Below are 26,524 nucleotides of genomic sequence, written 5' to 3' on the forward strand. Positions count from 1 at the left end.
TCCTGCATCACTCCCCCAAGCGCCTTAAATCGCCCCATGCCGGATACGCAATGTTGAGGTGAGCTCTTTCCACACCGCGATCAGTTGCGCTTCGCTCAAGATCTCTTCCGGGGTCAGGTTTTCGGTTTTGTAGTACAGGGTGATCTCAAACCTTGGCTGCTGGGGTGTGGGATTTAACTGGTTGTATTTAAGGTAGAAAAAATATTCATTGTACGGTGGAGTAACATACTTGAGCTCCGTCACTTCCCCCCCTAACAGCCACTCTTCAATCGCCAGTCCGTTAATATCTCGCTTCCCTTTATGCAGCGTATGGTATTTACCTTGGCCGATGACCCGTTCATCCTGCTCCAGCAGGGTATCACCGGTACTCTGGTAATCATTGCTGCTAAAACCCACGACCAGGTTTTTGATATGGTTATGCACGTACCCCATACCAAAGTCATAGGACTCGATCGGTTTACCCGCGATAAAACCGCGCCTGATACAAAATCCCGGCTGGTTGGGGATCAGCGTATCCTCTCTGGCTGCGGTGCGATGGAGTAGAGCTTGTACTGCGGCCAGTTTCTCTGGGACGTTGTAGCGATATATATCCTTCCCATATGTAGCACGGTCTGGATCATAACGTGAGGAACGTCCATCTTTGGCTTTTATCTCAATCTTAAAGGTCACGCCCGTATCCCATTTATAGGCTTCCAGTATTCTGGCAACGTCAGGTGTGCTCTTATCTTCATTACGTTCAAACACCGTACCGACCATCTCTTCGGGTAACGGATGTATTTTCTTTAAGAACGGTTTATCCAGTGGGTCATAGGGTTCGGTTGTCTTCAACTCCTGCTCTCGACGCTGCATCAACTGGTTAAAGGGCGGGCGGTATTGCTCCCGGCTCTCCATTTTGGTGCCATCATCCAGCAGTAAAAACATGCCCTCATCAACAATAAAATCAGCGGGCAGATCGATAAGATAGAGGCCGACACAGCGCGGTGTCGGGTGTTGCAGCAGGGGGGTGAGCATGGCCTGTTCCTTGTCATTCAATGGGCGATCGAGGGGAGAGGAGTTGACATAGGCGAATAACCCCACGCTCAGCAGCGTGAGGGCCACGCTCGCTTTCTGCCATGGCTTAGGCAGATAACGATTTAAACGCCATTGACGGGTCATTTTTCACCTCCTGGGCTATTTTCACGATGGCGCGCAGCGTAAAGGCCTGCGCGGTGGGGTGCTGATAGGCTGGCTCATGTTCGGTGGTGATCGCCAGCCGGGACATCAGATGACGATCCTCAATATACCCCGCCTTTTGCGGCACCGTGCCGTCCCCATTGCCACTAGCCTCTTGCAAGGTAAAACGCTGGCCAATATAGACTTTACTGCTCCCCCCGCGTGGGTTGACCGGCTCTGAATAGGCCTGCTCGGCCGGTGAAAGCTGCGTATAGGTGGTGCGGTACTCCATCAGCTCTTTCGGGTCTAGCAGATCGCCCTCCTGGCGCCCCGCTGCCGGTTGCCGCTGCACATGGGATAACCCCTTCGCCAGTACCCCCTTCCAGGTTACTACCTGATGGGTGGCATAAGCGGCGGACACGCGGCCAGGCATGGCGGTATCCAACCCATAAAAGGCATGGGTATTGGAATGATATTTGTCGGCCAATTTCTCATGAAAAACCTTTACTTTTTCCATAATAATATCTTTAAAGGTTTCCCAGTCCTTTACCAGTTGCGCCGGATTACCGCTGCTGTTTTTAGGGTTTAGCAGATTAGGGTCGATCAGCCGCCACCAGTCGGTCTGATTGAGATAAATATCTTCGTAGGGATTTTTGTCTGGATAACTCTTCTTGTTGCCATGACGATCAACAATGTGCAGCCAGTTTTTGTCATACAACGGTGAAGGCAGCAACTCCAGCGGGCCGGGGGACTGGGAGCAGATGGCGGTCATCTCGGCGGCATTGCGCCCCAGAATATGCGAGGTAATATAACCCGCTGCTGTTGACCCAGGGTTCTCGGTACCGCGCTTCATTCGGGTATAGGCTGCCGGGGCCCCGGTGGAGGGCATCACCCCATGCACAATGCCGTAGATATTGGCTTTTCCCCCCAGCACTTCAGAGTAGTAACGCGCCACCAGCCCCCCCATGGAGTGAGTGACCAGGATCACCTTGTTGCACTTGTACTTCATTGGCGCTTCACGGTATTTCTTGAGCAGGCCATCAATATAGGTTTTAAGTCGTTCTGCTGATTCGATGTTAGAGCCCAACCAGTTATAGCCCATGGCATGAACCGGAAAACGGTAGTAATCCAGAACCTTCAGATCCCCTTCGGTCAGCGCCTCGGCATCGCGGCTGTACTCCACACCCAACAGCTTGTTTAACAGTTCCTGATAGGCCTTGCCTTTTTTATCGCGGTGCAGCGTATGCTGCAACCAATCCAGAAACGTGCCATAGCTCATATTGGCCACCTGCCCCCAGCCGCGATCTCGGCGGCTGCCAAACAGTTTGCTTTCCGTATCCTTGGCCAGCACGGCCTCTTTCGCCTTATTGTAGGCATCAATCTCTTCCTGCGTGGTTCTGCTGCTCAGAGGATACCGGCCCTGTAGCACCGCCATCTCATGCTGCAACGGACCAATAATGTCGCCGCGATCATCGACCTGTACTTTGTTCGGGTCGAGTTGCTCCTTGCGTTTGGTTGCGCTGCCGGCGAACGGCAGTGACCAACCCAATAACGAGGTTTTTCCATCCAGTCGCCATATGGCATCGCCTGGCAGTTTTTTGTTCTTAGGAATGGTTTGCAGATTGCTGCCCATTATCCCCGGCAAAAAAACGATGGGGATCACCCGAATATCGTCAAGGTAGATAATGGCCTTTTTATTATCTTCTTTTCTGCCCGGGGTGATGGAGGCGGTATACCGCCCCTGCTGATCGCGTTCAGCATGAACAATTTCGATGTTTTCCTGCTTTTCCTCAGCCATGGGTCACTCCTTTGCCTCAGAGGTTATCTGTAAGGTATCAATAAACGCACTGCTCTGGGGTTGCACCTGCCCCTGTGTGTCTGTTGTTTTCGCACTCTGCATACTGTCTGATGGGGTTATCGACAGACGACGCTGCACCACTGGCGAGTCACCTTGTAACCAGCGTAACTCCGGCGTCACCGCAAAATCCGCCTGCTCCCATTGCTGCGCCATCTGGCTGGCGCTTTGCCCGCTGAACTTCTGCCACACTGCCGCCCGCTGAATGATCTTGTCCGGTGCGCCACTTTCCACCACACCGTTGCCGATACGGATATACGCCCCGCCACTGCCCACCAACAGGATGTCCTGCTTCGCGCTGATGACTATCTTGCCTTCACTGCTGCTGATACGCACATCTTTCAGCGCATCCAGCGTCATTTCATCCCCCTGCGCCTGGATTTCAACCTTGCCGTGGCTGGCAAACAGTTTCATCCCCAGTTTGTGCGCAAACAGGCTCACCTTTTCGCCCGCCGCCACCGTGAAGGCTTTCAGTACGCTAAAGTCGGTGTTTTTTCCGCTGGTTACCGTGACATTTTCCCCGGCCGATAATTGCAGGCTTTTCGGCGTGGTTTGCGCGATACCCGCAGGCGCAGAGAGCAACAGCGCCGCCTGTTTGAGTTCTGTCAATACATCGCTGAGCAAGGCCTTCTGCGTTTGCAAATCTGCCAGTTCCGCCTTCGCGGTTTCTGCCGCTGCGCGTAACGCTTCAGTCAAGCTCTGCGCTTGCTGTAACTGACCGATCGCCGCCGCCATCTCCAGCACCGGCCCTTCCGCCTGGGGCTGTTTATCTGCACTGATAAACACCCCGTCACCGCCGCGGATCGCCAGATGCGCATCGGTACGCAGCTCCGTTCCTTTGCCGCGCAGGTTGCGACCGGCGTCAACAATATGCCCCAGATTCAGCTGGGATTTACCGCTGTGGTCCGTGCTGAGCTTGACGTGCTCCTCGCCGCGCCGGTCTTCCATCCGCAGTTTGTTGTTGGCAGGAGAGCGGATCACGTTACGGGTATTGTTGCGTTCGGTCACGTGGTCCGGGTGACGCGAGTCGTGCATGGCGTGCGCGATATACGGCCGATCCGGATCCCCCTCATGGAACGCAATCGCCACCTCTGCGCCCTGGATCAGCGGGAAGTGGATCCCATAGGTATCGCCCCCATAGGGTTTGGCCAGCCGCACCGGCATGCTTTCGTAGCCCTGGCGTTTTTCGTCCCGATCGGCGTCAAACTTCACCCAGTACAGGCCGTCTTTATCCAGGTGTGCGTACAGGTCGTTGTCAATCGGGCTGGTGACCCGCGCCATCAGCGTGCCGGTCACCACCGGGCGCGGCTTCAGCGGCGGACGATAGCAGAGGGTTTCGCTGTACGGGATCGCGGTGAAAATCACCTGCAAGGCGTTTGAGCGGCTGGCACTGAAACGCACCGCGGTGATCACCATCTCTTCGCGGAAGGCGTCCGGCAGTGGACTGGTCGCGCTGAGCGTCAGCACCTGGCCGGGGGCCAAGGTGACGTCAGTGCTGTACCCGCGCAGGCGGGTCTGCGCCGTCAACATCCGTTCGTGATCCAGCCGCGCCCAGAAGTTGGCGGTCTCGGGATCCGGGGTGATTTTATCGCCCTGGCTCAGGTGGCGCGGCAGGTAGTGGTAAACCTCGCCGTAGGTGATCTTTTCGCCCTCGCCGCGGGTCATGTCCGCCGGGGCCGACAGCAGCGGGTTGTGCGCCTCGCGGTAGTTGTAATCCTTCACCAGCACCGACTGCTCCACCACTTTATGGCGCACGCTCAAGCCCCAGACGCTGTCGGCGGCGTTGTCGTTCATCCCCGACGGGTTGCGCAGCGGCAGGGTTTTGCCGAACTGGTAAAAGCTCTGCCGATCGCCAAAGCGCAATATCTCGGTCTGGGTATCCGGGTGCAGTGCGAAGGTGTAAAAAATCCCCACCTCGGCCAGCAACCGTTCAATAAACGCCTTGTCGCTCTCGTTGACTTGGTTCACCTGCACGCGGCGCGGGTAACTGCTTTTTAGCTGGAACTCGAACTCCCAGCCCTTCAGATTGTGCTCGCGCAGGATTTGCTCAACGATTTCCGGGATCGACTGGTTGAGGAAAAAGCGGTAGCTGCGCGTCTGGTTATCCAGCAGCGCGAAGAACGGTTCGAGGGTGATTTGGTACAACGCCTCGTCCAGCGAGCCGGACAGGCGGCGAAAATCCGTCACCACGCCGTGCACCACTTTTTGCACCGTTGGCGGGGTCACTACGCCGAACACGGTGTCGCCCAGCGTCTGCATCTGGAAGGTGGTACCCCGGCGCAGCATCTGTTGCAGCGAGATATCCTGGGTGCGGCTGGTAAAACGGATGTGATAGCGGTAGGTCGCGCTGAACTGCTCGCGCGCCGTGAAGGACTCCACATCCAGCGGGGCATCGCAGCCCTGTACCGCCAGGCGGTAACGGTTCAGGCCGGACATGACGTTATTAAGGGTGGTTGTGAGCGTGCTCATTTTGGTGTTCCTCGTCCATGAAAGTCAGGGTGATGCCGTCGACGTCGTTGTAACCCAACGTGAGACCGTGAGCCGGTTGTGCTGCCGCCTGCCGTTGCAGCAGTTGGCTGCTGAGTGCGGGCAAGATCTGTTGATTAAGCAAACTGTCGATATGGCGCGCCCCGCTGTCTGGTAGCAGGCAGGCTTCTACCAGGGTATTGGTCAGGCTGTCTTCAATCACGCAGCGCAGACCGTAATGCTGGTACAGTCGTTGGGCTAGCTGTGCCAGTTTGATGGCGACGATACGTTTGAGCGCCACCGCGCCCAACGGGCGATAAATCAAGGTTTGGAAGCGCGCCAGCAGCGCAGGCTGGAAATGGTCGCGCAGCACAGGGCGTAACCGTTCATGTAATTCGCTCTCCGGCGCGTCGGGGTGTTTCTCCAAGTGCGCCATCAACGCGTCGCTGCCAAGATTGGAGGTCATCACTATCACGGTATTGCGAAAATCAATCTCGCGGCCTTCGCCGTCGCGCATTCTCCCCCGGTCAAATACCTGATAGAACAGGTTGAGGACATCGTGGTGAGCCTTTTCCACTTCATCCAGCAGCACCACGCTGTAAGGCCGCTGGCGCACCGCTTCGGTCAAAATGCCCCCTTGACCGTAACCGACATAACCCGGTGGCGAGCCTTTCAACTGGCTGACGGTGTGTGCTTCCTGGTATTCGGAGAGGTTGATGGTGATCAGCGACGCGTCACCGCCAAACAGGGTGTCCGCCAGCGCCAGCGCGGTTTCGGTTTTCCCCACCCCGCTCGGCCCCACCAGCAGGAACACCCCCAGCGGGCCGTTATCCGGCGTCAGCCCGGCTCGGGCGGCACGCAACTGCTGTGCCAGGCCACCAAGCGCCGCCTCCTGCCCGATGATCCGTATAGCCAGTTGGCGCTCGAGCTGCAATAGCTGGTTCTGTTCGTCTTTCAACAGGCTACCCAGCGGTACACCGGTCCAGTCGGCAATCACCGTCGCCACCGCGCGGACATCCACATCCAACCACAGCAACGGGTTGCAACGCTGAAGATCATGCAGTTGCGCCCTGAGCGCCAGGGACTCTTCACGGCGGTTGCCTTTCTGACGTGCCTCCAGCAGTTGCGCTGTCAGCGCCCGCTCTTTCTCGTATTGCACGGCAAGCCGGATCTGATGCTTCTGAAGTGCCCGAAGCCGATCGCTGATGTCCGCCAATCGCGCCGGATCCACCTCTGTGCTTAACACCTTGTCGTCTTCGATCGCCTGCTGCTCGATCGTCAGCGCCGCCAGTTCCGTCCTGAGGTGTACGATTTGCTGCGGTTCGTTGTCCAGGCTCATACGTACCCGAGCACTGGCGGTATCCAGCAGATCGACCGCCTTATCCGGCAACTGTCTGCCGGTCAGATAACGGCGCGATAAGGTCACGGCGGCTTTCACCGCCGAATCGCGGATATGCACCCCATGATAGGCGGCATAGCGCTCCTTCAAGCCACGCAGCATCAGGCAGGCGTTTCCATCATCCGGTTCTTCCACCAAGACCCGTTGGAAGCGCCGTTCCAGCGCCGCATCACGCTCAAAATACTGCTTGTACTCTGACCAGGTAGTGGCCGCGATGGTGCGCAGTTCGCCACGCGCCAGCGCCGGTTTCAGCAGGTTGGCCGCATCGGCACCGCCCGCCTGATTGCCTGCACCGATCAGGGTGTGCGCTTCGTCGATAAACAGCAGGATCGGGGTAGGAGACTGTTGCACCGCCGCAATCACGTTCTTGAGCCGTTGTTCAAACTCACCGCGTACGCCCGCCCCCGCCTGCAACAGGCCCAAATCCAGGGTGCGCACGCTGACGGTTTTCAGACTGGCGGGAACATCCCCTTCGGCCAGGCGCAGCGCCAGCCCTTCCACCAGGGCGGTTTTACCCACGCCGGGCTCGCCCACCAAAATCGGGTTGTTCTTGCGGCGGCGGGAGAGAATATCCACCATCTGGCGGATTTCATTGTCACGGCCCAATACCGGATCAATCTGGCCAGCCCGCGCTTTGGCGGTCAGATCCTGGGTAAACTTATCCAGTTCGGCTTGTAGGGCATCATCAAGCCCAACGGCGGGTGGCAAGGTGGTCTGTACCGGTTCGTCGACCGACCATTCAAGGCGCGGTTGTTTTTCCGGGCGCTCTTCCGATTGCGCATCCAGCAGCGGCAGCAGGTGGGCAAGTTGTGCAGCACTGAGGCTGAGCAGCGGCCAGGCGGCATTCTGTGTGATCAGGGCCGGTTCGGCGGCAAGGGCCATCAGCACATACAGCGAACGCACCGCATCCGTATTGATCTGTGCCGACGCCTCCAGCCAAGCGCTTTGTATCAGTTGTTGCAACGGAGCCGACAGTTGCGGTTTGCCCTGGATCTGATGAGGCAAACGTTCCAGGTGTGCCAGCAACCCATGCCATAGCGCATCCTGATCCCAGTCATAGCGCCGGGCGATCACCGATAGATCGCCGTCCCCCTGCTCCAACAACTTGAGTAACCAGTGCTCCACGGTGATCTCCGCATGGCCGCGGGTCTGACATAACGTGGCGGCCGATACCAATGCTTGGGCACAGTAAGGATTTAACCGATGTAATAAACGTACTGAATGATTGCTCATGCCTCTTCCCTGCTCTCTCTTTGCTGCCCGTCATGACGCCGTGCGGGCACGCTACCGCCCATAGCCGTTAACCGAGGCCCATAAGGTCATCTGATGCATTGTGAATGCGTTTGGCTGAGTACCGGCACGGCGAGACTCAGCCAAAAACACAAAAAGTAACCTGCTAGGATTAATCAGTTCCCTCTCTTTGGGAGTTAGGGTGAGGGGACGATCACCGCACTACAAGCCCCTCACCCCGGCCCTCTCCCACAGGGAGAGGGGGCGTCACATTTTACATCTACCGCATGATGATGCTGCTTAACGGATCAGCATTAACAAGCAAGCGGATTACGCCGTAGTACGCTCATTCCAGGCATCGGAATGAATGATGTTGCCGTCTTTGTAGGTCCAGGTGATTTTTTCGTAGCGCAACTCTATCTCTTCCAAGTGGTTGTGCTTCTCTTTACCCGGATCCTTGATGTCATGCATCTTCGGGGCCACTTTCACCACTTTGACGTTGTCCAGTTTGGTGTTGAAATATTCCACTTCCTGGCCAGCATCATCAATGCGGTACCACTTGAATTCAGCGGTTTTCAGCGTTTGACCGCTGGTCACCGCTTTGTACAGATACGGGCTGGAAGCGTCGATTTCCTTGGTGAACACAAACGGCGTGTGGATACGGGTACCGGTCAGCTTGCCGGTGTTGTTATCGGTCGGGATGTACAGGTTATGGTCCTGTGCCACCACTTCGATGCTGCCTTCGCGGCTCTGCACATTCACCGATCCCTTGATGTCCGTACCGCCGTCATCTTTCAGCCACAGATAGACTGGAATTGCCATGGTTAACTCCTTTTATTGACGTAATAAGGTCACTTGTTCCGGTGACCCGGTTATCATTTTTGGCCCCGGACAGACCGAAGCCGCCGATACCAAACTGATTTCAACCCGGCGATTGGCCGCCCGCCCGGCTGGCGTGTCATTGCTGGCCAACGGCTGAGTCGCACCAAACCCTTGCACTGCAAAACAACTCGCGGGCACCGCGCTGTTTTGTATCATCCAATCACGCACCGCTTCGGCCCGCTTGAGCGACAGCACCTGGTTGCCCTGCGCATTGCCAGTGGCATCGGTATGGCCACTCACCACAATCAGCCAACCCGGCTGGGCGTGGAGGGTAGCCAACGCGTTGATCAACACCGGGATAGCGCTCGGTTTAAGCTGCGCCTTGCCGGTGTCGAACAGCGACAGGCTGTCAAGCCGTACCGCTTGTGACGCTGCCGATATCACATCTGACTCGGGTGCCGACAGGGAAACTGCGGGAGCCCAATCACTGACCGCGCGCTGCACTGCCGCATACAGTGGATCCCCCGTATACAATCCCAATCCCAGCGACAACGGAACACCCTGTCGTTGATAGCGTGCCAGTTGTCTTTCATCCTCACGCAAACGCTGTTGCGCCCGCCGTTTAGGCTCCGGGGGCGTTCCGTCCAAAAGACGGTACTGCGCCAAGTCCTGGTGGATACTGTGGGTCAGGCGATGGTTATTGACAAAGCTCGCCAGCAACGCCGCCGCAACAAACAACACCAATGCAGCCCCCCACCACCACCCGATACGCTGCGCTGGCGTCAGCTCACCCCGTATTGGCAAAAAAGGCAAAAAGGGGTCGGGAAACGGCAACGCCACTGCGGGTATTGCTGGCAACGGTGCCGTGAGCGTGGTACCACGCTGTAAAACGCGCTGCCACAGGTTATCGCCATCACCGCGCATCGCGATCATCCTCACCGCTAACAAATGCAGGCGTAAAGGCGGCAACGTCGTCTGCACCCTCGTCAGTTCATCCACCACCACCGCATTTAGCCAGCGCAACGCCTCGTCCAACCACAAGGACTGCGAAAGCCGCCCTTCGGCAGCCGAGCGTTCTGTCCCTATCGGCCTCGCCTCAGCAAAAGACGGGGCAGAGACAGCCGTTATCCCTTCCCCCACGTCGGCAAACCAGGCCTCATCCGCCCCCGGCGCAGCAAAATAACCGCACAGCCAGAACGGTGTCGCAGAGCGCAAGGCACGGCACTGGCTGATGGCGCTGCGCCAATGGTGCAATTGCCCACGCAAGGCGGCTTCGTCCTGATGCTGTTCAGGCACCACATTCAACATCAGTGACAGATGCGGTAACACCTCCGGGCGATGGGCGGCGAGCCACCGCACGGTATTTAACAGGCAGTCCTGCGTCGGCGTGGCCAGATAGGCTCCCTGCACCGTGGCGCGAAAAGTTTCTCCACCCGCGAACAAGCGTGTGGTATCTCCGCACACCAACACCAGTGCTCCTGGTAGGGTTACCGGCAAGGATATCGCCGGTACTGAATCGGCTAAGGGCAGTTCGCGGCGGGTCATCCACCAGCCAGCTAGCGCAACAGCCAGCAACACCGCTGCGGTCAACCACCAGTGGGAAGCCGTTGCCAGCGGCAAAAAAACCCAGACCAACAGCAGCACCAGCAACCCCGCCCAGCACCACAGCAAGCACCGTGAAACGGTCGTCATCGGAGGATCCTCACGACAGCGTCTGCTGCACCCACTGCTGCAGGCTCAGGTGTAATCCCCACCACAACCCCGCCAGCGCCACAACGGCCAGCAATGCGCGCCACCACAGGGAACGGGCACCGCGCCGATACCTGCGACCACGGGGCTTGGCCACCATAGGAGTCGGCTGCGGCAAGGCAAATGGCGGCACCATCCGCTCGAGCGTCGCCAGCATCGCCTCTCTGTCCGGCGCATCCTCATCCCGGTATTGGCCACTGAAACCCAACAGTAGCACCCGATGAAAACAGGTCAGCACAGCCACGTTTGGTGCCGGTTGGCGCAGCACGCTGCGGATACGCTCCCACAGCAGTTCGCCCGCCCCCAAGGTATTGAAGTAGCGAGTTTGCAACGGCGAGTTCAGCCATTCACGGTAACCTGCGTCCTGCACCTTGCGGCTCATCACCGCACCATCCAGCAAGGCGCACTGGGCGTAGAGAATATGGTCAATATCCGGGGCACTCAGCCCCGCATCAGCCAAGGCAGCGCGGGCATTATCCACCTGCGCACAGGCGGTACGGTACAGACCCCGGCCATCTTCGGCCTGCCAGCCGTTACGCAACTGACAGACCGTGCGCCAGGTGTCATGCAACAGGGTATCTATCGCTATCGTGGTCATGAACGCAGCACCGCAAACAGTTCAAGCTGCACGTCACCCAACGTTCCTGGTACATAGAACGCACAGGCCCCGGCCGCCAGCATCGCCCGGGCCGCATCGTTATCGAGCGTCAGGGCAAAATACTGGTTCTCCAGCCGCAGCGGAATAGCCGCGGGCACATGGCTCAGCGCCACCAGCGGCACACCGCTGATCGCCACGTTGACGATATCGGCCACTTCATCCGGACTGCCCGCTTTACACAGCAGCGGGAACTGGGTTTGCAACTGATGGGCAGGTACGGAAGAACGTACCGACAGGTAGAAGTCAGCCTCTTCCCGCAGACGGGCATCGTGCAGCGCCCCTTTCCAGAACCCGCCTTCGCGAGTCAGATCGATGGTCAGCACCCGTGACGGCAGGCTGGCTTCCAGCAACAGGCTCAACAGAGTAAACAACGGCGGGAAAACGTTGCCCGGCGCGCCATGATCGTAGGCTGGAATAGCGTCGATATCGTGCTCCAGCGAAAACGTCATCAGGCTGCCCGCCAGACGGGCCAGTTCACGGTAGATAAGCTCTGGGTGTTGTTCCGGATGGGCCAGCAGGTCATTGAGCACCGGCTCATGGCTGTTAAGCGCATTAAGCAGCCAGAACAGCGACACATCCGCCACGGCAAAATCGGCCATGCGCTGGTTGCTTTCACGGCGCATACCCATCAGCCGACGGCGCTTGGCACCGAGTTGCAAGGCCAGTTGCGTCAGTTGCTCAATCAATAACGGACTGGCGGAAAACGCCAGCAGCGGCGGCACAAAGTGGCTGTCTAAACGCCATTGCCCCTGGCTATCACGCACCAGCCGTGCCAACGGCAGCGTCAGGTATTCACCATTTTCTTCATGGTCATAACGCAGAGTCAGGGCATGACGCAGCACCGCCATTTCCGTGCGCGCCTCACCCAGCATATCCTGTACGTTGGCCCATTCCTGCCGGTATCGCAGCGGGCGCTCACTGTGACCTGCAGCATCCACATTGCTGCCCCCGGCGCTCAGCAATGGCAAGGCCAGCACCACGGTGGCAGATTCGCGCCCCGCCAACGCCGCCAGTGAGCAGGCAGGGGGTAAAGTGTCGGCAATCTGACTATCAATCAGGGTGCCATCAGGCAGGCGCACCACCAAATGTTGCAAGTTCAGGCGCTCAACGTTCAGCGCCTGCTCATCAAACTCGCAGACCAGCACGCCCCAGGGGTGCACCACCGGAATACGCGCCACACGATCGGTACTGAACGCTTCCCATTGTGCCTGCTGCTGAAACTGTTGCGGGGCCAGAAAAGCCCCTTCACTCCATAACGGACGGTAAATCTTCATCAACATTCCTTGCATACAATCCGGTTCCTCTTTCAGGCGTTGCTGCGCGATTGGCGACAACACCGGAACGAAGAGGCTATCAGGCTTTGGCTTTCGGCATCATGGATACCAGTGACAGCGCCACATCCAGCCCTTCCACCTGGAAATGCGGCACCGCATACAGTTTGACACGGAAGAAGCCCGGGTTGTCTTCAATGTCTTCCACCGTCACCTTCGCGTCACGCAGCGGGTGTGACGCCTGTAGGTCATCACCCGGATCGGTCATCTCGGTTACCAGGCCGCGCACCCAGTTGTTAAGCTCCAGCTCCAGCAGGCGGCGGTCTTTGGTGGTGCCGATGTTCTCGCGCTGAATCAGCTTCAGGTAATGGGCAATGCGCGACAGCAGGAAGATATACGGCAGGCGCGCGTTGATGCGGCTGTTGGCCGTGGCATCTGCGGTGTCATACAGCGCGGGTTTCTGCGCCGAGTTGGCGGAAAAGAAGCAGGCGTAATCCCGGTTTTTGTAATACGACAGCGGAATAAAACCGAGGTTGGCGAACTCGAACTCGCGGGTTTCCGGGATCATCACTTCTGACGGGATCTTCACCTGGTTACCGGTGCCCAAGTCATACAGGTGGATTGGCAGGTTGGTGACCGCCCCGCCCGCTTGAGGCCCGCGGATCTGCACGCACCAGCCGTTGTCGATAAAGCTTTTTACCATGTTGGCAGCAAAGGCGAACGACGCGTTGGTCCACAGATATCTGTCGTGGTCCGGCCCGGTTACCGCTTCCACATAATTGAAGCTGCGCACCGGCACGGTATCCGGGCCATAGGGCAAGCGGCCCAGCACACGAGGGAGGGTCAGGCCGATATAACGCGCATCGTCGGTCTCACGGAAGGACTTCCATTTGATATATTCGGCACGATCAAAGTAGTTGCCAATATCCTTGATAGCAGCCACTTCCTCCATGGTGTTTTTGCCGAAGAACGCCGGGCCAACCGCGCCGATAAACGGCATATGGGCCGCCGCAGCCACCTTGGAAAGGTTACGCAGCAACGCGATATCCCGTGGGCTGGCGTCAAATTCGTAGTTGGAAATGGCGGCAGCAATCGGCTCACCGCCGGGGGTGTCGTATTCCTGAATATAGGCATGGGTATACAGGCCGCTCTGGGCGATTTCCGGCGCATCGTCAAAATCCTGCACCAGGTGGTCTTTACTGATATCCAGCAGTTCGATACGCACGTTCTGGCGAAAATCGGTCTGGTCAATCAGCGATTTCACGCCACGCCAGGTGGACTCAACCCGTTGGAAATCAGGGTGATGCATCACTGCATCCAGTTGACGGCTGATTTTTTCATCCAGCGCAGCAATATGGCTGTCCAGCAGATTCTTGTCGAGCTTGTCAACTTTCTGCGCCGACTGCTTGAGCAGGTCTAAAAAGACGCTGACGGCGGCGGTGACGCGCTCATCGGCCGAGACGTCCGCCAGGGCGTCGCCGTCCTGAAAGGCTTCGATGCCGTTCAGTTGGGAGACCGGGTTAAGGTTGATTTTTTCAAACAATGATGCGTAAACGCTGTGAGGGGCCGGGGCGTCTTTTTCCAGCACGGTGGTGGTATGACGCTGTGCCGTTGTTTCCTGCAATGTTTCTTCCTGTCCAGACATCGGTCTATTCCTTATCATTCCCATCCTGGGCGATTAACAGTTTTCGAGTGCCAGTATTTCCAGTTCCATCCGCAGTTCGTCGCTCAGCGCCTCATCCTTCAGGATGATTTCGAACTCGCGTCGGAAGGTGGTGTTGTCCAGCAGGTTGGATTTGAGGTCACGCAGCAGGTTGCGCATCGCCAGCATGGCGCGCAGCTGCGGGATTTGACGGGCTACCTGCTCCGGTTCGAAGTCTTTCATTTCACGGAAGGCCAGCGCTACGGCGGTGTCGCTGTGATCATCGGCCAGGGTATCAGGCACAGAAAGGGTCAGGCTTGGTTGGAACTCCGCTAACACGCTGTCGAAATTATTTTTGTTGATGTTGATTTTGCTGCGTTCAGAGAGAGCTCGGTGCTCCTGACCGTTACTGTAGTCGCCCATCACCAGCAACTTGAGCGGCAGTTCAGTTTTCTTCTGCGCGCCACCGGTATGCAGGTCGAGTTTAATGTTAACGCGAGCCCTAGGAACTTCGTTCTGATAAGAATTTGACATGGCTATCCCTGTTCAACTGATGCAATGAAGAACGGTCTGCCTTGAGGAATTAATAAGAATGGCTAACCCTGCCAGACAACCACATCCTTTTTTTACACCGTTCGGGTAAACCAAAATGGGTGTGACAAGCGAACACATTCAATCCTTGATGGCATGACGCTGTGTGTTTTAAGTCAAAATCTGAAATACCGTCGTCTTCCAGACAGACGACCATAATAGCAGCGCAGAAGGATTAGCAAAGTGATTGGAAAGAAAATATTTTCCACGCAAAGTGGCGGTAATAGCGATCGCCCTAAAAGCGTATCATACTGATTAATAAAAATATCCTATAAAACCCGCAACCAGCCACAAAGCATCAGGCCACATAAGAGCAGCCCAAATCCCGTTTTAAAGGTTTATCTCAACGTCAGCTATCAGATATCTGGCTTTTAGATACAAATAAAACATTCATATGGTGAATGTTTTATTTTTTAACCAGCATTTATATTATAAATACCCTGAGAATAGCGCATTCGTGGATACGAAAGAGGATTGCGGGATAATGAATCTAATAACCTCTTGAGACACTCACTCAATAACACGTCAAGAACAAGACAGCATCTGAATAAAAAAACCACTGATGCACAATTAAGCCGGGATGTTCATTCTGTCAGTTGGTGAATTCAGTATCCCAATAGCAGCAGCCTAAGCATTTCGTCAAACAAATGCTTTCAGAAAACGAAGGATGAAAATACCGAGGAGATTCTGCGACGGAAGTAATAGCGTGAGCCACGTTTAACTAGATGAGTGCACATAGGGGAACCCTGTGTAGCATCTGTGTGTAGCAATGGGAATTCTTGGGGGAGAAAATCGTTAGGAAACAACTAGAAGGAAGAAATGGCGGAGGAGCAGAGATTCGAACTCTGGAACGGTTTCCCGTCGACGGTTTTCAAGACCGTTGCCTTCAGCCACTCGGCCACCCCTCCGCAACGAAGCGAACTATAAACACAGCCGATCCGCTTGTAAAGCCTGAAACCGTTTAACCGAACGAAAAACAGGCATATAGCCACCGTGCGCTGAAGAAATCGCCATTTGTCATGTCCAGAACCCCATCGTGCTCGCTAATGAGTAAAGATGAGTAAACACTCTTTAATCAAACGGTTGTGCTGCCTATCATCGTGACTAATTTTGTGATGACCTGATAAGAGAGATCATTATGGACCGCATTGTCGTCTCATCCTCCTCGCGCGATTCGTTGCTGAGCACGCACCGAGTGCTGCGTAACACCTATTTCCTGCTGTCACTGACGCTGGGCTTTTCTGCGCTGACCGCTACGGCCAGCACCATGCTTGGCTTGCCCGCTCCTGGGTTATTGCTAATGTTGGCAGGTTTTTATGGTCTGATGTTCCTGACGCACAAGCTGGCAAATAGCCCGGCAGGTATTCTGGCTGCTTTCGCCTTCACTGGTTTTATGGGTTATGCCCTTGGCCCGATCCTGAGTTCATTCCTTAATGCTGGTGCTGGCGATTTGATCATGCTGGCACTGGGGGGCACCGCAGCGGTGTTTTTCTGCTGTTCAGCCTATGTACTGACGACCCGTAAAGATATGTCATTCCTTTCTGGCATGCTGATGGCGGGTTTCGTGGTGCTGCTAGTAGCGGTGATCGCTAACCTGTTCTTGCAGATCCCGGCTTTACACCTGGCGATCAGCGCGCTGTTTATTCTGTTTTCTGCCGGTGCCATCCTGTGGGAAACCAGCAACATCATTCATGGTGGTGAGACTAACTATATCCGTGCCACCGTCAGCCTGTATGTTTCGCTGTACAATATGTTCATCAGCCTGCTGAGCATTCTGGGCTTCGCCCGCAGCAACTGATTGACCGTTTGGCAAGCTCCCAAGCCCCGCAAATCCTGCGGGGCTTTATTTTTTGCCGAAGCCAAAATTTGCTAGACTGATGCCCGCCATAAATTATTTGTTACCGAGGCAGTATGTTGGAGTTTGAAGGTCAGACCATTGAAACTGACGCCCAGGGTTACCTGAAAAACAGCGCCGACTGGCAAGAGGGGCTGGCACCGTTGCTGGCAGCGCAGGAAGAGATCGTGCTGACGGAAGCGCACTGGGAAGTGGTGCGTTTTGTGCGTAATTTCTATCAGGAATTTAATACTTCGCCCGCTATCCGCATGCTGGTGAAAGCCATGGCGCAAAAGTACGGCGAAGAGAAAGGCAACAGCCGCTACCTTTATCGCCTGTTCCCAAAAGGCCCGGCCAAGCAGGCGACAAAAATCGCTGGCCTGCCAAAACCGGTGAAATGCATCTAACATTCAGTAGCGGATGCTGAACCCTTTGTGATCAGCGACGCCTTGCGGTTCCACCAGCACGCGCTCAATGCGGGCACCACGTGGGCCGCCGCTTTTTAGCCATTCAACCAGTTGATCAACCTGCGGCTGTTCACCGCAGGCGACAACTTCAACGCTGCCATCATCCAGATTGCGTGCATAACCGGTTAGCCCTAGTGCCGTCGCTTTATGCTGTGTGTTATAGCGAAACCCTACCCCTTGCACTAGGCCATAGACATACGCGGCAATACAAACTTGTGTCATAATCGGCTCCTTATCGATTTTTCGTTTATGGCATTTTCTGCGCTGATGCCCAGAGAGTGTGACTCTTTTTTATCTAGCTGGCAGCATACTTAATTATGACCGTACGCCTGTTTCTCGCAAAGGGACGTGAAAAGTCCTTACTTCGTCGCCATCCATGGGTTTTCTCTGGTGCGGTTCTGCGCCTTGAAGGTAAAGCTCTCTCTGGCGAAACCATTGATATTCTCGATAGCCATGGCAAATGGCTGGCGCGCGGCGCTTATTCGCCAGAATCACAAATTCGCGCACGCGTCTGGACCTTCCAGCAAGATGAAGAGATCGATATTGCGTTCTTTATCCGTCGCCTGCAACAGGCGCAAAGCTGGCGTGACTGGGTTGCACAACGTGATGGACTGAATGGTTATCGCCTGATTGCCGGTGAGTCTGACGGTATGCCAGGGATCACCATCGATCGCTTCCAAAACTTCCTGGTGCTGCAATTGCTTTCCGCAGGCGCGGAATATCAGCGAGCGCCACTGATTTCGGCCTTGCAGCACTGTTACCCAGAGTGTGCCATCTACGATCGCTCCGACGTTGCCGTGCGTAAAAAAGAAGGCCTGCCTTTAGCGCAAGGCCTGGTTTTGGGCGATCTGCCGCCTGCTCTGTTGCCGATTACCGAACACGGTATGAAATTGCTGGTAGATATTCAGCAAGGCCATAAGACCGGTTTTTATCTCGATCAACGTGATAGCCGCTTGGCAGCGCGCAACTATTCCGCAGGCCGTCGCGTGCTGAACTGTTTCTCCTATACCGGTGCCTTCGCGGTTTCGGCACTGATGGGCGGCTGTACACAGGTTATCAGCGTGGATACTTCACAGGCGGCGCTGGATATCGCCAAACAGAACGTTGAGCTGAACCAACTGGATCTGAGCAAGGCAGAATTTGTGCGTGACGATGTTTTCCAGTTATTGCGCAGCTATCGCACACAAGGTGAGAAATTCGACCTGATCATCATGGATCCGCCCAAGTTCGTCGAAAACAAGAATCAACTGGCTGGCGCCTGCCGTGGTTATAAAGACATCAATATGTTAGCGCTGCAATTGTTGAATCCGGGTGGCATTTTGCTCAGCTTCTCTTGTTCCGGCCTGATGCCAACCGATTTATTCCAGAAAATTTTAGCCGATGCCGCTGTAGATGCCGGGCGTGATGTACAATTTATAGAGCAGTTCCGGCAAGCTGCCGATCACCCGGTGATCGCGACTTACCCTGAAGGGTTGTACTTGAAAGGGTTTGCGTGTCGGGTGATGTAACTTGAAATACGCTGTTTTGCCCTCATATAGAAGGCAATGCACTGTTTCTCAGGAGGTCATCATGATTGCCAGCAAATTCGGTATTGGACAGCAGGTTCGTCATAAACTGCTGGGGTATTTGGGCGTGGTTATTGATATCGACCCCGAATACTCTCTGGAGCAACCCAAAGCTGACGAGATTGCAGCCAACGATGAGCTGCGTCTCGCACCTTGGTATCACGTGGTGATGGAAGACGAGGAAGGCCAACCGGTTCACACTTATCTGGCTGAAGTACAGTTAGCGGGTGAAGAACAGGATGCCCATCCGGAACAACCCTCGCTGGATGAACTGGCGGAATCCATCCGCCACCAGCTACAGGCTCCGCGCCTGCGCAACTGAGCACCAAAGCCTGAGAAACCCGCGTAAGGGCTTGGCCTGAGGCCAGGCCCTTATTTTTCGGCTGATTCAGCGCTCAAGCCCCAGGCGCGGGATCTCTATTTTCGGGCAGCGATCCATAATCACTTTTAACCCTGCATCTCCAGCCAACACCGCAGCCTGTTCGCTGATCACACCAATTTGCAGCCACAACACCTTGGCACCGATAGCGATCGCTTCCTGTGCCACGCCGTAAGCCGCTTCAGCGTTGCGGAAGACATCAACCATATCGATAGGGTAAGGAATGTCTTCCAGTTTGGCGTAAACCTGCTGGCCAAGCAGCGTCTGCCCCGCCAGTTTCGGGCTGACCGGCGTTACCTGATATCCTTGCGCCTGCAGATAGGCCATCACACCGTAGCTGGGCCGACCAGGGTTATCACTGGCACCCACCAATGCAATCGTTTTTACCCGCTTCAATACGTCTGCAATGTCTTGATCTTGCATGTTTCACTCCCGATAGGGTGTAGGGGAAATTCCTTCCTCAAGTGTAACCGAAGGCTCTATCCCAGTGAGTATTTCTTCGCAACACGCCCGCCACAGTTTAATTCAAAATATTTATAAATATGTACAAATGTAAATTAAAACATAATATTGAAAAACTTTGACACAACCTGCGCTGTACTCAACACTTATTACCATGTGCTACGAAAAGGAAAGAGCGATGAAATTTGGTTTGGTGGTTGCGGGGCTATTCAGTCTTTCGCTGAGTGTATCGGCCGCAGCTACAACCCTGAAACTGTCACCAGATATCGATTTGCTGGTGGTCGATGGCAAGAAAATAACCGGCTCATTATTAAAAGGCGCAGACAGCCTGGAGCTGGATGGTGGACAGCATCAGTTGCTGTTCAAAGTCACCAAATCCGTACGCAGAAATGCACGGACGCAAGTGTTGTACACCTCACTGCCATTGATTGTGGTGTTCAATAGTCAGAATGTCAGTTCAGTAAGCATTGAGCTGCCACGTATCGAAAATGAACGCGAAAGCAGGCACTTTGATGATGTATTGAATTATAAAATCATTGATAAAAACGGCAAAGCGCTGGCGGTGAAACGCGATGTGCTGCCAATGCATACGCTGTCTGCCGATACCCATCTGGAAAAAGTGATTGCCGATTACAACGGGCAGGCTCACCCAGCGTCTGTGCCAGCCCTGGCACATCTGCGTGCCACCATCATCGCAGATCCGCTAATCGCCACTAAGGCCAACCAGAAAGTGATTACCATGAAAGGGGGAAATGTCTCAGAGCAGATGCTGCAATACTGGTTTTTGCAGGCCGATAAAGAAACACAAAAACGTTTCATCAGTTGGGCCAGCCAACGTGTCACCCATTGAGATGAATTCGCGCCTTTCTCGTGCAAAGGCGTGTTTTACTCGCATTTTCCGGCGTTAACGCTAGGCAGTGAAAAACAGTTTCAGTAATCTGTGACAAATCATTTGAGTTGCCAAGGATACTGATATGGAACAGACCACCCGCACCATCGCCGCACGCAAGCACATCGCGCTGGTTGCGCACGATCATCGTAAACAAGCTCTGCTGAAATGGGTTGAAGATCACAAGGATATACTGACACAACATCAACTTTATGCCACTGGCACCACTGGCAACTTGATCCAGCGAGCCAGCGGCATCCCGGTTCAAAGCATGCTGAGCGGCCCGATGGGGGGTGACCAACAGGTTGGCGCACTGATTTCTGAAGGCAAGATCGATATGCTGATCTTTTTCTGGGATCCGCTCAACGCCGTACCGCACGATCCCGATGTGAAAGCGCTACTGCGCCTGGCGACCGTCTGGAACATTCCCGTCGCCACCAACCGCTCCACAGCAGATTTCCTCATCGACTCACCGATGTTCAAACGCGAAATCGAGATCACCATTCCTGATTATCAAAAGTATCTCGAAGCTCGTCTGAAATAACCGCCAAGGCCTGGTGCTGCCACCAGGCCTGCATTCACGGCTTTTTCTGCAGCGGTACGCCGATATCCTGTAATTGCTCAACAAACACCGACGGGCATTCGCGATCCTGCAATAGCCACACCTGATGTTTGGCGCGCGTCAGTGCCACGTACAACAACCGCCGCTCTTCAGCGTCAGGGAAATCTTCCGGCTGCGGTAATAACACCTCTTCGATCAACGATTCACGGGCAATTGCCGGGAACCCATCATTCCCCTCGTGCAGCCCGGCAATAATCACATATTCCGCCTGTTGCCCCTTGCTGGCATGTATGGTCATAAACTCAATATTCAACTTAGGCCAGCGCGTTGCTGCTTTGAGTAACACATCGGGTTTCAGGTGGTGATAACGCGCCAACACCAGAATACGTTCCTCTGGTTTTGCATAACCGCTCATCTTGTCCAACAAGGCTTCTAACTGCTCCTGCGGCAAAATAACCACCGACTTTTTATTCCCCTGTGTCAGGCTGTTAAGCGGTTTTTTCAGTTGATGCGGGTTCTGCTGGATAAAACTGTTCGCCACCTCACCGATACGATCGTTGAAACGATAGGTGGTATCCAAGGCACATTGCGCACCCTCACCAAAATTCGCGGCGAATGCGGTCGTCAGCGCAAGCTCTGCACCGCTGAAGCGGTAAATAGCCTGCCAGTCATCGCCAACGGCAAACAGGCAGGTCTGCTTATTCTGCCTGCGTAATGCTGCCAGCAGTTGGGCCCGCTGCGGCGAGATATCCTGAAACTCATCCACTAAAATGTGTTTCCATGGGCTGATAAAACGCCCTTTATCCAGAATATTGACCGCCTGATGGATTAACCCGGCAAAATCCACCGCGCCCTCTTCCTTCAGCGCGGCTTTCCACGCTTTCAGCAACGGTGCCATCAATCGGATGCGTTTGGCGAATAGATCGCGGATTTCTTCATCGGCCAACGCGATCATCTCGGCCTGGCTGCCGCCATAGGTGCGCATCAACCCCAACCAACGCTCAAGACGCCCGGCCAAGCGCTCCGCCAGACGCGAGTCATGCCAGAAATCCCCCTCTGGGAGCTCCCATTCCAACTCTTCCGTCAGCCACTGACGCCAGCCTTTGGCCTGCACTTTCTTCTCTGTGCATTGCTGTTGCCAGTTTTTTATCAACAATGCCCGGCGCGCTTTGCTGTCGGTTTCCAGCTTGCTGATCGCAGGGGCTTTGCGGCTCCCTTCCTGAATCACCTGTAGCGCCAGCGCGTGGAAGGTTTTGGCCTGAATGGCAACCTTCCCCAAGCGATCCTGAATGCGCTCATTCATTTCATCAGCCGCTTTTCGGCCGAATGCCAGCAGCAGAATCTGCCCTGGTTCAGCCTCCTGACGGCGCAACAGCCACCCGGCCCGTGCGACCAAGACCGACGTTTTACCGCTGCCCGCACCGGCCAGCACCAGTACGGAATCCTCACCGTTCACCACTGCCCGGCTTTGCGATGTATTCAGCGGTGAAGTTTCGATGGTCTGGAAGAAATCGTGGTGGGTTTCCAACATACGCTCGGTCCACTGCTGGTTGCGCTGCACGACGCTACGTTGGCCATGCTGCAACCATTGCAGACATTGCTGATAATCCTCACGGCAGTTATCAAATTCGTCCAGCCGTGCAACCGGCATCGGTAATACCCCGAAAGCCTGACGGATTTGTTGTTGCAGTTTGCTCAACTCAGAACGCTTGAACCATTTATCCTGCTGTTCGATAACACCTATATACCCAACCTGCTCTTGCAATACCACAGCACTGACTGCGCTCATCTCAGCACTCCACTGCTGCCAGGATTGTTGCAGATAATGGTAGAAACGCTGTGTCTCTTGCCACTCGGTGCCATGCAGGCGAACCACCTTTTCATCAGGCAGCTCGAATTCCAACTCGCCCCAGACGATGCCGCGTTTGCAGCGTACCTGGATTAACTGATTGAAAGGGATAAGATATTCATGCTTCTCGCCGCTCACCTCAACGCCAGCATGCAACAGCCGCACGCGATTGTAGGGATGCTGCGCCAGATGTTTGCCCAGCGATGTCGCTTTAAGTTCCATATGCTCGCGCCATGACTCTATTGAGATTAATATCGCCAGTTTACCCGTGATAAGCAGTGGCACTCTAGCGTTAAAAACAGGGTAGAATAACGTGTAAATGTATCCGCACTGCGGTTTATCCACTATTAGAGCAGAATGTCGCCTATGCGTACCGTATTGAATATTCTTAATTTCGTGTTGGGTGGTTTCTTCACAACTCTTGGTTGGTTGATTGCCACCCTCTTTAGCATAGTGCTGATCTTTACTCTGCCACTGACCCGCTCCTGCTGGGAGATCACCAAGCTATCTTTCCTGCCATTCGGTAACGAAGCCATTCACGTAGATGAATTATACCCAGAGAAGAGCAATGCGCTGCTTGCCGCCAGTGGTTCGTTGCTGAATATCGTCTGGCTGGTGCTGTTTGGCTGGTGGTTGTGCCTGTCGCACATCGCTGCCGGAATTGCACAGTGTATTACCATTATCGGTATCCCGGTTGGTATTACCAATTTCAAGATTGCAGCCATCGCACTGTGGCCCGTTGGGCGACGCGTCGTTTCTGTTGAAATGGCCCAACTGGCGCGGGCAGAAAACGCACGGCGTCAGTACCAGAAACGTTAATTTTTTCTCCGATTTAAGGAGTTTTTTGTGCTCTCTTTTGCACCAGCCATAAGGCGTTATACCTATAACAGCAATCTGCTTTACAATCTGCGGATCTTTATTGCCTTGGCGGGTGCTGCGGCGGTGCCCTGGTGGCTGGGAGTGCCGACCCTAACCATTCCGCTGACGCTGGGCGTTGTGGCTGCCGCGTTAACCGATCTGGACGACAGATTAGCCGGGAGACTGCGCAACCTGCTGATTACGCTGGTGTGCTTTTTTCTTGCTTCGGCATCCATTGAACTGCTGTTTCCCTATCCTTGGTGGTTCGCTCTTGGGCTGACGACTTCAACCTGCGGATTTATCCTGCTGGGCGCGCTAGGGCAGCGTTATGCCACCATTGCTTTTGGTGCGTTATTGATCGCCGTTTACACCATGCTGGGTACTTCGATGTATGACGCCTGGTATCAGCAACCCACACTGCTGATTATCGGTGCCATCTGGTACAACCTGCTGACGTTGATCGGCCATCTGTTGTACCCGATCAAACCATTGCAGGAAAGCCTGGCCCGCAGCTACGAACAATTGGCGAACTATCTGGATGCCAAGGCCAACCTGTTCGATCCGGATGCCGAACACGATACGGATTTGCCCTGGATGGATGTCGCCATGGCCAACAGCACGTTGGTTTCGACGCTCAACCAAACTAAAGCCTCTTTGCTTACCCGCCTGAAGGGCGATCGCGGCCAACGCGGCACCCGCAGGACGTTGCACTACTATTTTGTGGCACAAGATATTCATGAGCGTGCCAGTTCCTCTCATGTGCAATATCAGACACTGAGCCAACAATTCCGCCACAGCGATATTCTGTTCCGTTTCCAGCGTTTGCTCACCATGCAGGCTCGCGCCTGTCGGCAGTTGGCGCAATCGATCCTGCTACGGCAGAAATATCTTCATAACCCGCGCTTTGAACCGGCATTCACCCGTATAGAAGAAGCGCTGGCCCAGGTTGCGATCACCGCAGAAAACCGTGAACTGACCAGAGCACTCTCACACCTGTTGAAAAACCTGCGGGCTATTGATGCACAATTGGCCAATATTGAGTCAGAACAGGCACTGGCTAATGAACAGGCGGAAGAGAACAGTCTTTCCGACGACCGGCTCACTGGCTGGAGCGATATTCGTCTGCGTATCAGCCGCCACCTGACGCCCCAGTCGGCCCTACTGCGCCATGCCGTTCGCATGTCAGTCGTGCTATGCGCAGGCTACGCTTTTATCCAGATTGCCAATCTACAGCACGGTTACTGGATCCTACTGACTAGCCTGTTTGTCTGCCAGCCAAACTACAACGCCACCCGCCGACGCCTGGCATTACGTATCATCGGGACGCTGGCGGGTATTTTGCTTGGCCTGCCGATTTTATACTTTGTCCCCTCCCTTGAAGGGCAAATGATTCTGATCGTCATTTCCGGTGTGCTGTTTTTTGCGTTCCGTACCGTGCAATATGCTCATGCCACGATGTTTATCACCCTGCTGGTTCTGCTGTGCTTTAACCTGCTGGGTGAAGGATTCGAAGTGGCAGCTCCGCGCGTTTACGACACCCTATTAGGTTGCGCTATCGCCTGGGCTGCGGTGAGTTTTATCTGGCCAGACTGGAAGTTCCGCCAGTTGCCTGCGGTAGTGCGCAAGACGCTTAATGCCAACTGCCGCTATCTGGACGCTATTATGGTGCAATATCATCAGGGCAAGGATAACGGCTTGCCTTATCGCATCGCCCGCCGGGATGCGCATAACAGCGATGCAGAACTGGCCTCGGTGATTTCCAACATGTCTGCGGACCCCAAAGCGGACAAAGCCATTCAGGATGCGGCTTTCCGGTTGTTGTGCCTTAACCACACACTGCTGAGCTATATCTCAGCACTCGGAGCACACCGCAAGCGCCTGAACAATTCCGCCGTGCTGGATTTGCTAAATGATGCCGTATGTTATGTTGATGGCGCATTGCACCACGATGCACAAGACCATCAACGTATCATGCAAGCTCTGGAGACGCTCTCCGCACGTATCGAGCAGTTAACGCCTGAACCAGAAAGTGAAGAACAACTGGTGTTGCAACAAATTGGATTAGTGCTTGAACTGCTCCCAGAACTGACGGCACTCAACGCACAGATCGGTAAAGCAGATTAATTATTTAAGGGCCAAGTGCCCGATTTTTTTTCCAAACGCGGCTTCAGACAAGGAAGCTGCATGGTTTCTTCGAACCACTCGGTCAACTCTTCCTTCTGAGAGGCAGGCAATGCGGCATGATGATACCCCGCCAGTGCTCCAGCCAGTGATATCAACACCTTAATGCCAAGACCTTGTTGTTGCTGCAACAGTTTGAGATAGCAGCGTTTGGCACCTAATAAACGCAATTCATAAATGCTCTGTATGCCAGCCCGCCATAGTAAGCGCTCCATAGCTACATCAATGTTCGGTAAATCTTTTAACCTGCCATTGCTGCGGGTTTTCACCGTAATCTCTTTACGTGTTTCACACACCGCCTGCCAGGCGAGCGCGAACAGCTCCTGACTTTCCTGCCATAAGGATTCATCCACCCAATAGTAGCGCATGGTCACTGGCGCCCCGCGTTTTAGATACGTCATATTCACCATCCCACGCCCACGAAATGTTGATTCCAGGCTCTCGGTAGCACGTAAATACAATTCTCCCTCTGCAATGACGGCAAACATCATGCCATCGGCCAGTAAGCCATATCCGCCAAATTGCGAACGTGTAGTAATTTTTCCTAATGCAGCAAAGCAGACTTTTGCCTGTGCGATCCTTCCTGCAGATCTGCCTTTCATTAAAACCTCCTTAAGTGAGCGATGATCTATACCCGCCGTAT

General features: G+C 54.8%; 22 protein-coding genes and 1 tRNA gene. 8 read left to right on the forward strand and 15 right to left on the reverse strand.

Annotation, left to right across the window (positions count from 1 at the left end; translation table 11 throughout):
• Positions 1–24: 24 nt before the first annotated feature.
• The 11 genes from ACX9GT_RS15430 to ACX9GT_RS15480 all read right to left on the reverse strand — a co-directional run bounded on the left by ACX9GT_RS15430 (position 25) and on the right by ACX9GT_RS15480 (position 15,743).
• Entirely contained in the window at positions 25–1,155 is a 1,131-nt protein-coding gene (locus ACX9GT_RS15430; protein WP_473187612.1) for a T6SS immunity protein Tli4 family protein, read from the reverse strand.
• The gene (locus ACX9GT_RS15435) at positions 1,118–2,950 is read right to left on the reverse strand and encodes an esterase/lipase family protein (RefSeq protein ID WP_473187613.1); all 1,833 of its coding nucleotides are present in this window, start codon (positions 2,948–2,950) and stop codon (positions 1,118–1,120) included. Before ACX9GT_RS15435 ends, ACX9GT_RS15430 begins: the two co-directional genes overlap by 38 nt.
• Positions 2,951–2,953: 3 nt before the next feature.
• On the reverse strand, positions 2,954–5,476 hold the full coding sequence (locus tag ACX9GT_RS15440) for a type VI secretion system Vgr family protein (RefSeq protein ID WP_473187614.1): 2,523 nt from the start codon (positions 5,474–5,476) through the stop codon (positions 2,954–2,956).
• Positions 5,451–8,105, reverse strand: a complete 2,655-nt coding sequence (tssH, locus tag ACX9GT_RS15445; RefSeq protein WP_473187615.1) for a type VI secretion system ATPase TssH — start codon at positions 8,103–8,105, stop codon at positions 5,451–5,453. Before tssH ends, ACX9GT_RS15440 begins: the two co-directional genes overlap by 26 nt.
• A gap of 327 nt (positions 8,106–8,432) precedes the next feature.
• Complete coding sequence (locus ACX9GT_RS15450) at positions 8,433–8,924, reverse strand: Hcp family type VI secretion system effector (protein ID WP_473187616.1); 492 nt, start codon at positions 8,922–8,924, stop codon at positions 8,433–8,435.
• A 12-nt stretch (positions 8,925–8,936) separates the two neighbouring features.
• Positions 8,937–10,616, reverse strand: a complete 1,680-nt coding sequence (locus ACX9GT_RS15455) for an OmpA family protein (protein WP_473187617.1) — start codon at positions 10,614–10,616, stop codon at positions 8,937–8,939.
• Between the two features lie 10 nt (positions 10,617–10,626).
• Positions 10,627–11,271: a type VI secretion system protein TssL, short form gene (gene tssL / locus ACX9GT_RS15460; RefSeq protein WP_473187618.1), complete on the reverse strand. Its 645-nt coding sequence runs from the start codon at positions 11,269–11,271 to the stop codon at positions 10,627–10,629.
• Complete coding sequence (gene tssK / locus ACX9GT_RS15465; protein ID WP_473187619.1) at positions 11,268–12,605, reverse strand: type VI secretion system baseplate subunit TssK; 1,338 nt, start codon at positions 12,603–12,605, stop codon at positions 11,268–11,270. The genes tssL and tssK overlap by 4 nt, the downstream gene beginning before the upstream one ends.
• 79 nt (positions 12,606–12,684) lie before the next feature.
• Positions 12,685–14,247 (reverse strand): type VI secretion system contractile sheath large subunit, encoded by a 1,563-nt coding sequence (gene tssC / locus ACX9GT_RS15470; RefSeq protein WP_473187620.1) that lies wholly within the window; start codon positions 14,245–14,247, stop codon positions 12,685–12,687.
• A 33-nt stretch (positions 14,248–14,280) separates the two neighbouring features.
• Positions 14,281–14,778 (reverse strand): type VI secretion system contractile sheath small subunit, encoded by a 498-nt coding sequence (gene tssB, locus ACX9GT_RS15475; protein ID WP_473187621.1) that lies wholly within the window; start codon positions 14,776–14,778, stop codon positions 14,281–14,283.
• An 877-nt stretch (positions 14,779–15,655) separates the two neighbouring features.
• Positions 15,656–15,743: transfer RNA gene (locus ACX9GT_RS15480), tRNA-Ser, on the reverse strand.
• A 230-nt stretch (positions 15,744–15,973) separates the two neighbouring features.
• Here ACX9GT_RS15480 and yccA point away from each other — a divergent pair.
• Both yccA and tusE read left to right on the forward strand, forming a co-directional pair.
• Complete coding sequence (yccA, locus tag ACX9GT_RS15485) at positions 15,974–16,633, forward strand: FtsH protease modulator YccA (protein WP_473187622.1); 660 nt, start codon at positions 15,974–15,976, stop codon at positions 16,631–16,633.
• Positions 16,634–16,746: 113 nt separating this feature from the next.
• The gene (gene tusE / locus ACX9GT_RS15490) at positions 16,747–17,076 is read left to right on the forward strand and encodes a sulfurtransferase TusE (protein WP_473187623.1); all 330 of its coding nucleotides are present in this window, start codon (positions 16,747–16,749) and stop codon (positions 17,074–17,076) included.
• Between the two features lie 3 nt (positions 17,077–17,079).
• Here the strand turns inward: tusE and yccX are convergent, their stop codons facing one another.
• Positions 17,080–17,358, reverse strand: coding sequence for an acylphosphatase (gene yccX / locus ACX9GT_RS15495; protein ID WP_473187624.1), 279 nt, complete (start codon positions 17,356–17,358; stop codon positions 17,080–17,082).
• Between the two features lie 95 nt (positions 17,359–17,453).
• Between yccX and rlmI the strand changes: the two genes are divergently transcribed.
• Positions 17,454–18,644, forward strand: coding sequence for a 23S rRNA (cytosine(1962)-C(5))-methyltransferase RlmI (gene rlmI / locus ACX9GT_RS15500; RefSeq protein ID WP_473187625.1), 1,191 nt, complete (start codon positions 17,454–17,456; stop codon positions 18,642–18,644).
• 61 nt (positions 18,645–18,705) lie between these two features.
• The gene (gene hspQ, locus ACX9GT_RS15505) at positions 18,706–19,023 is read left to right on the forward strand and encodes a heat shock protein HspQ (protein WP_024913550.1); all 318 of its coding nucleotides are present in this window, start codon (positions 18,706–18,708) and stop codon (positions 19,021–19,023) included.
• Positions 19,024–19,089: 66 nt separating this feature from the next.
• On the opposite strand, the gene ACX9GT_RS15510 is transcribed toward hspQ, so the two are convergent.
• Positions 19,090–19,503 (reverse strand): CoA-binding protein, encoded by a 414-nt coding sequence (locus ACX9GT_RS15510; RefSeq protein WP_473187626.1) that lies wholly within the window; start codon positions 19,501–19,503, stop codon positions 19,090–19,092.
• 217 nt (positions 19,504–19,720) lie between these two features.
• Between ACX9GT_RS15510 and ACX9GT_RS15515 the strand changes: the two genes are divergently transcribed.
• Together ACX9GT_RS15515 and ACX9GT_RS15520 are read left to right on the forward strand one after the other, a co-directional pair.
• On the forward strand, positions 19,721–20,392 hold the full coding sequence (locus tag ACX9GT_RS15515) for a DUF2057 family protein (RefSeq protein ID WP_473187627.1): 672 nt from the start codon (positions 19,721–19,723) through the stop codon (positions 20,390–20,392).
• Between the two features lie 124 nt (positions 20,393–20,516).
• A complete protein-coding gene (locus ACX9GT_RS15520; RefSeq protein ID WP_473187628.1) occupies positions 20,517–20,975 on the forward strand; it encodes a methylglyoxal synthase in 459 nt (152 codons plus the stop codon).
• A gap of 34 nt (positions 20,976–21,009) precedes the next feature.
• Here ACX9GT_RS15520 and helD read toward each other — a convergent pair whose 3' ends face one another.
• Positions 21,010–23,064, reverse strand: coding sequence for a DNA helicase IV (helD, locus tag ACX9GT_RS15525; RefSeq protein WP_473187629.1), 2,055 nt, complete (start codon positions 23,062–23,064; stop codon positions 21,010–21,012).
• Between the two features lie 144 nt (positions 23,065–23,208).
• Here helD and ACX9GT_RS15530 point away from each other — a divergent pair, with 144 nt between their 5' ends.
• Both ACX9GT_RS15530 and yccS read left to right on the forward strand, forming a co-directional pair.
• Positions 23,209–23,661 carry a YccF domain-containing protein gene (locus ACX9GT_RS15530; protein ID WP_473187630.1) on the forward strand — a complete coding sequence of 151 codons (453 nt, stop codon included), beginning with the start codon at positions 23,209–23,211 and terminating at the stop codon, positions 23,659–23,661.
• Between the two features lie 27 nt (positions 23,662–23,688).
• Complete coding sequence (yccS, locus tag ACX9GT_RS15535; RefSeq protein ID WP_473187631.1) at positions 23,689–25,824, forward strand: YccS family putative transporter; 2,136 nt, start codon at positions 23,689–23,691, stop codon at positions 25,822–25,824.
• On the opposite strand, the gene ACX9GT_RS15540 is transcribed toward yccS, so the two are convergent.
• Positions 25,821–26,483, reverse strand: a complete 663-nt coding sequence (locus ACX9GT_RS15540) for a TfoX/Sxy family DNA transformation protein (RefSeq protein ID WP_473187632.1) — start codon at positions 26,481–26,483, stop codon at positions 25,821–25,823. The genes yccS and ACX9GT_RS15540 overlap by 4 nt on opposite strands.
• Between the last annotated feature and the right edge of the window lie 41 nt (positions 26,484–26,524).

The sequence above is a fragment of the Serratia sp. YWN4 genome (assembly GCF_055790845.1).

What these genes read in the sequence shown, in the direction of transcription:
- tssC (WP_473187620.1), bottom strand. Translation starts at nt 14,247, where the DNA reads ATGTCTGGACAGGAAGAAACATTGCAGGAAACAACGGCACAGCGTCAT.
- rlmI (WP_473187625.1), top strand. Translation starts at nt 17,454, where the DNA reads ATGACCGTACGCCTGTTTCTCGCAAAGGGACGTGAAAAGTCCTTACTT.
- hspQ (WP_024913550.1), top strand. Translation starts at nt 18,706, where the DNA reads ATGATTGCCAGCAAATTCGGTATTGGACAGCAGGTTCGTCATAAACTG.
- tssH (WP_473187615.1), bottom strand. Translation starts at nt 8,105, where the DNA reads ATGAGCAATCATTCAGTACGTTTATTACATCGGTTAAATCCTTACTGT.
- ACX9GT_RS15540 (WP_473187632.1), bottom strand. Translation starts at nt 26,483, where the DNA reads ATGAAAGGCAGATCTGCAGGAAGGATCGCACAGGCAAAAGTCTGCTTT.
- ACX9GT_RS15435 (WP_473187613.1), bottom strand. Translation starts at nt 2,950, where the DNA reads ATGGCTGAGGAAAAGCAGGAAAACATCGAAATTGTTCATGCTGAACGC.
- helD (WP_473187629.1), bottom strand. Translation starts at nt 23,064, where the DNA reads ATGGAACTTAAAGCGACATCGCTGGGCAAACATCTGGCGCAGCATCCC.
- yccX (WP_473187624.1), bottom strand. Translation starts at nt 17,358, where the DNA reads ATGACACAAGTTTGTATTGCCGCGTATGTCTATGGCCTAGTGCAAGGG.
- tssB (WP_473187621.1), bottom strand. Translation starts at nt 14,778, where the DNA reads ATGTCAAATTCTTATCAGAACGAAGTTCCTAGGGCTCGCGTTAACATT.
- ACX9GT_RS15450 (WP_473187616.1), bottom strand. Translation starts at nt 8,924, where the DNA reads ATGGCAATTCCAGTCTATCTGTGGCTGAAAGATGACGGCGGTACGGAC.
- ACX9GT_RS15530 (WP_473187630.1), top strand. Translation starts at nt 23,209, where the DNA reads ATGCGTACCGTATTGAATATTCTTAATTTCGTGTTGGGTGGTTTCTTC.
- tssL (WP_473187618.1), bottom strand. Translation starts at nt 11,271, where the DNA reads ATGACCACGATAGCGATAGATACCCTGTTGCATGACACCTGGCGCACG.
- tssK (WP_473187619.1), bottom strand. Translation starts at nt 12,605, where the DNA reads ATGAAGATTTACCGTCCGTTATGGAGTGAAGGGGCTTTTCTGGCCCCG.
- yccA (WP_473187622.1), top strand. Translation starts at nt 15,974, where the DNA reads ATGGACCGCATTGTCGTCTCATCCTCCTCGCGCGATTCGTTGCTGAGC.
- ACX9GT_RS15430 (WP_473187612.1), bottom strand. Translation starts at nt 1,155, where the DNA reads ATGACCCGTCAATGGCGTTTAAATCGTTATCTGCCTAAGCCATGGCAG.
- ACX9GT_RS15520 (WP_473187628.1), top strand. Translation starts at nt 20,517, where the DNA reads ATGGAACAGACCACCCGCACCATCGCCGCACGCAAGCACATCGCGCTG.
- ACX9GT_RS15440 (WP_473187614.1), bottom strand. Translation starts at nt 5,476, where the DNA reads ATGAGCACGCTCACAACCACCCTTAATAACGTCATGTCCGGCCTGAAC.
- ACX9GT_RS15515 (WP_473187627.1), top strand. Translation starts at nt 19,721, where the DNA reads ATGAAATTTGGTTTGGTGGTTGCGGGGCTATTCAGTCTTTCGCTGAGT.
- ACX9GT_RS15510 (WP_473187626.1), bottom strand. Translation starts at nt 19,503, where the DNA reads ATGCAAGATCAAGACATTGCAGACGTATTGAAGCGGGTAAAAACGATT.
- ACX9GT_RS15455 (WP_473187617.1), bottom strand. Translation starts at nt 10,616, where the DNA reads ATGACGACCGTTTCACGGTGCTTGCTGTGGTGCTGGGCGGGGTTGCTG.
- tusE (WP_473187623.1), top strand. Translation starts at nt 16,747, where the DNA reads ATGTTGGAGTTTGAAGGTCAGACCATTGAAACTGACGCCCAGGGTTAC.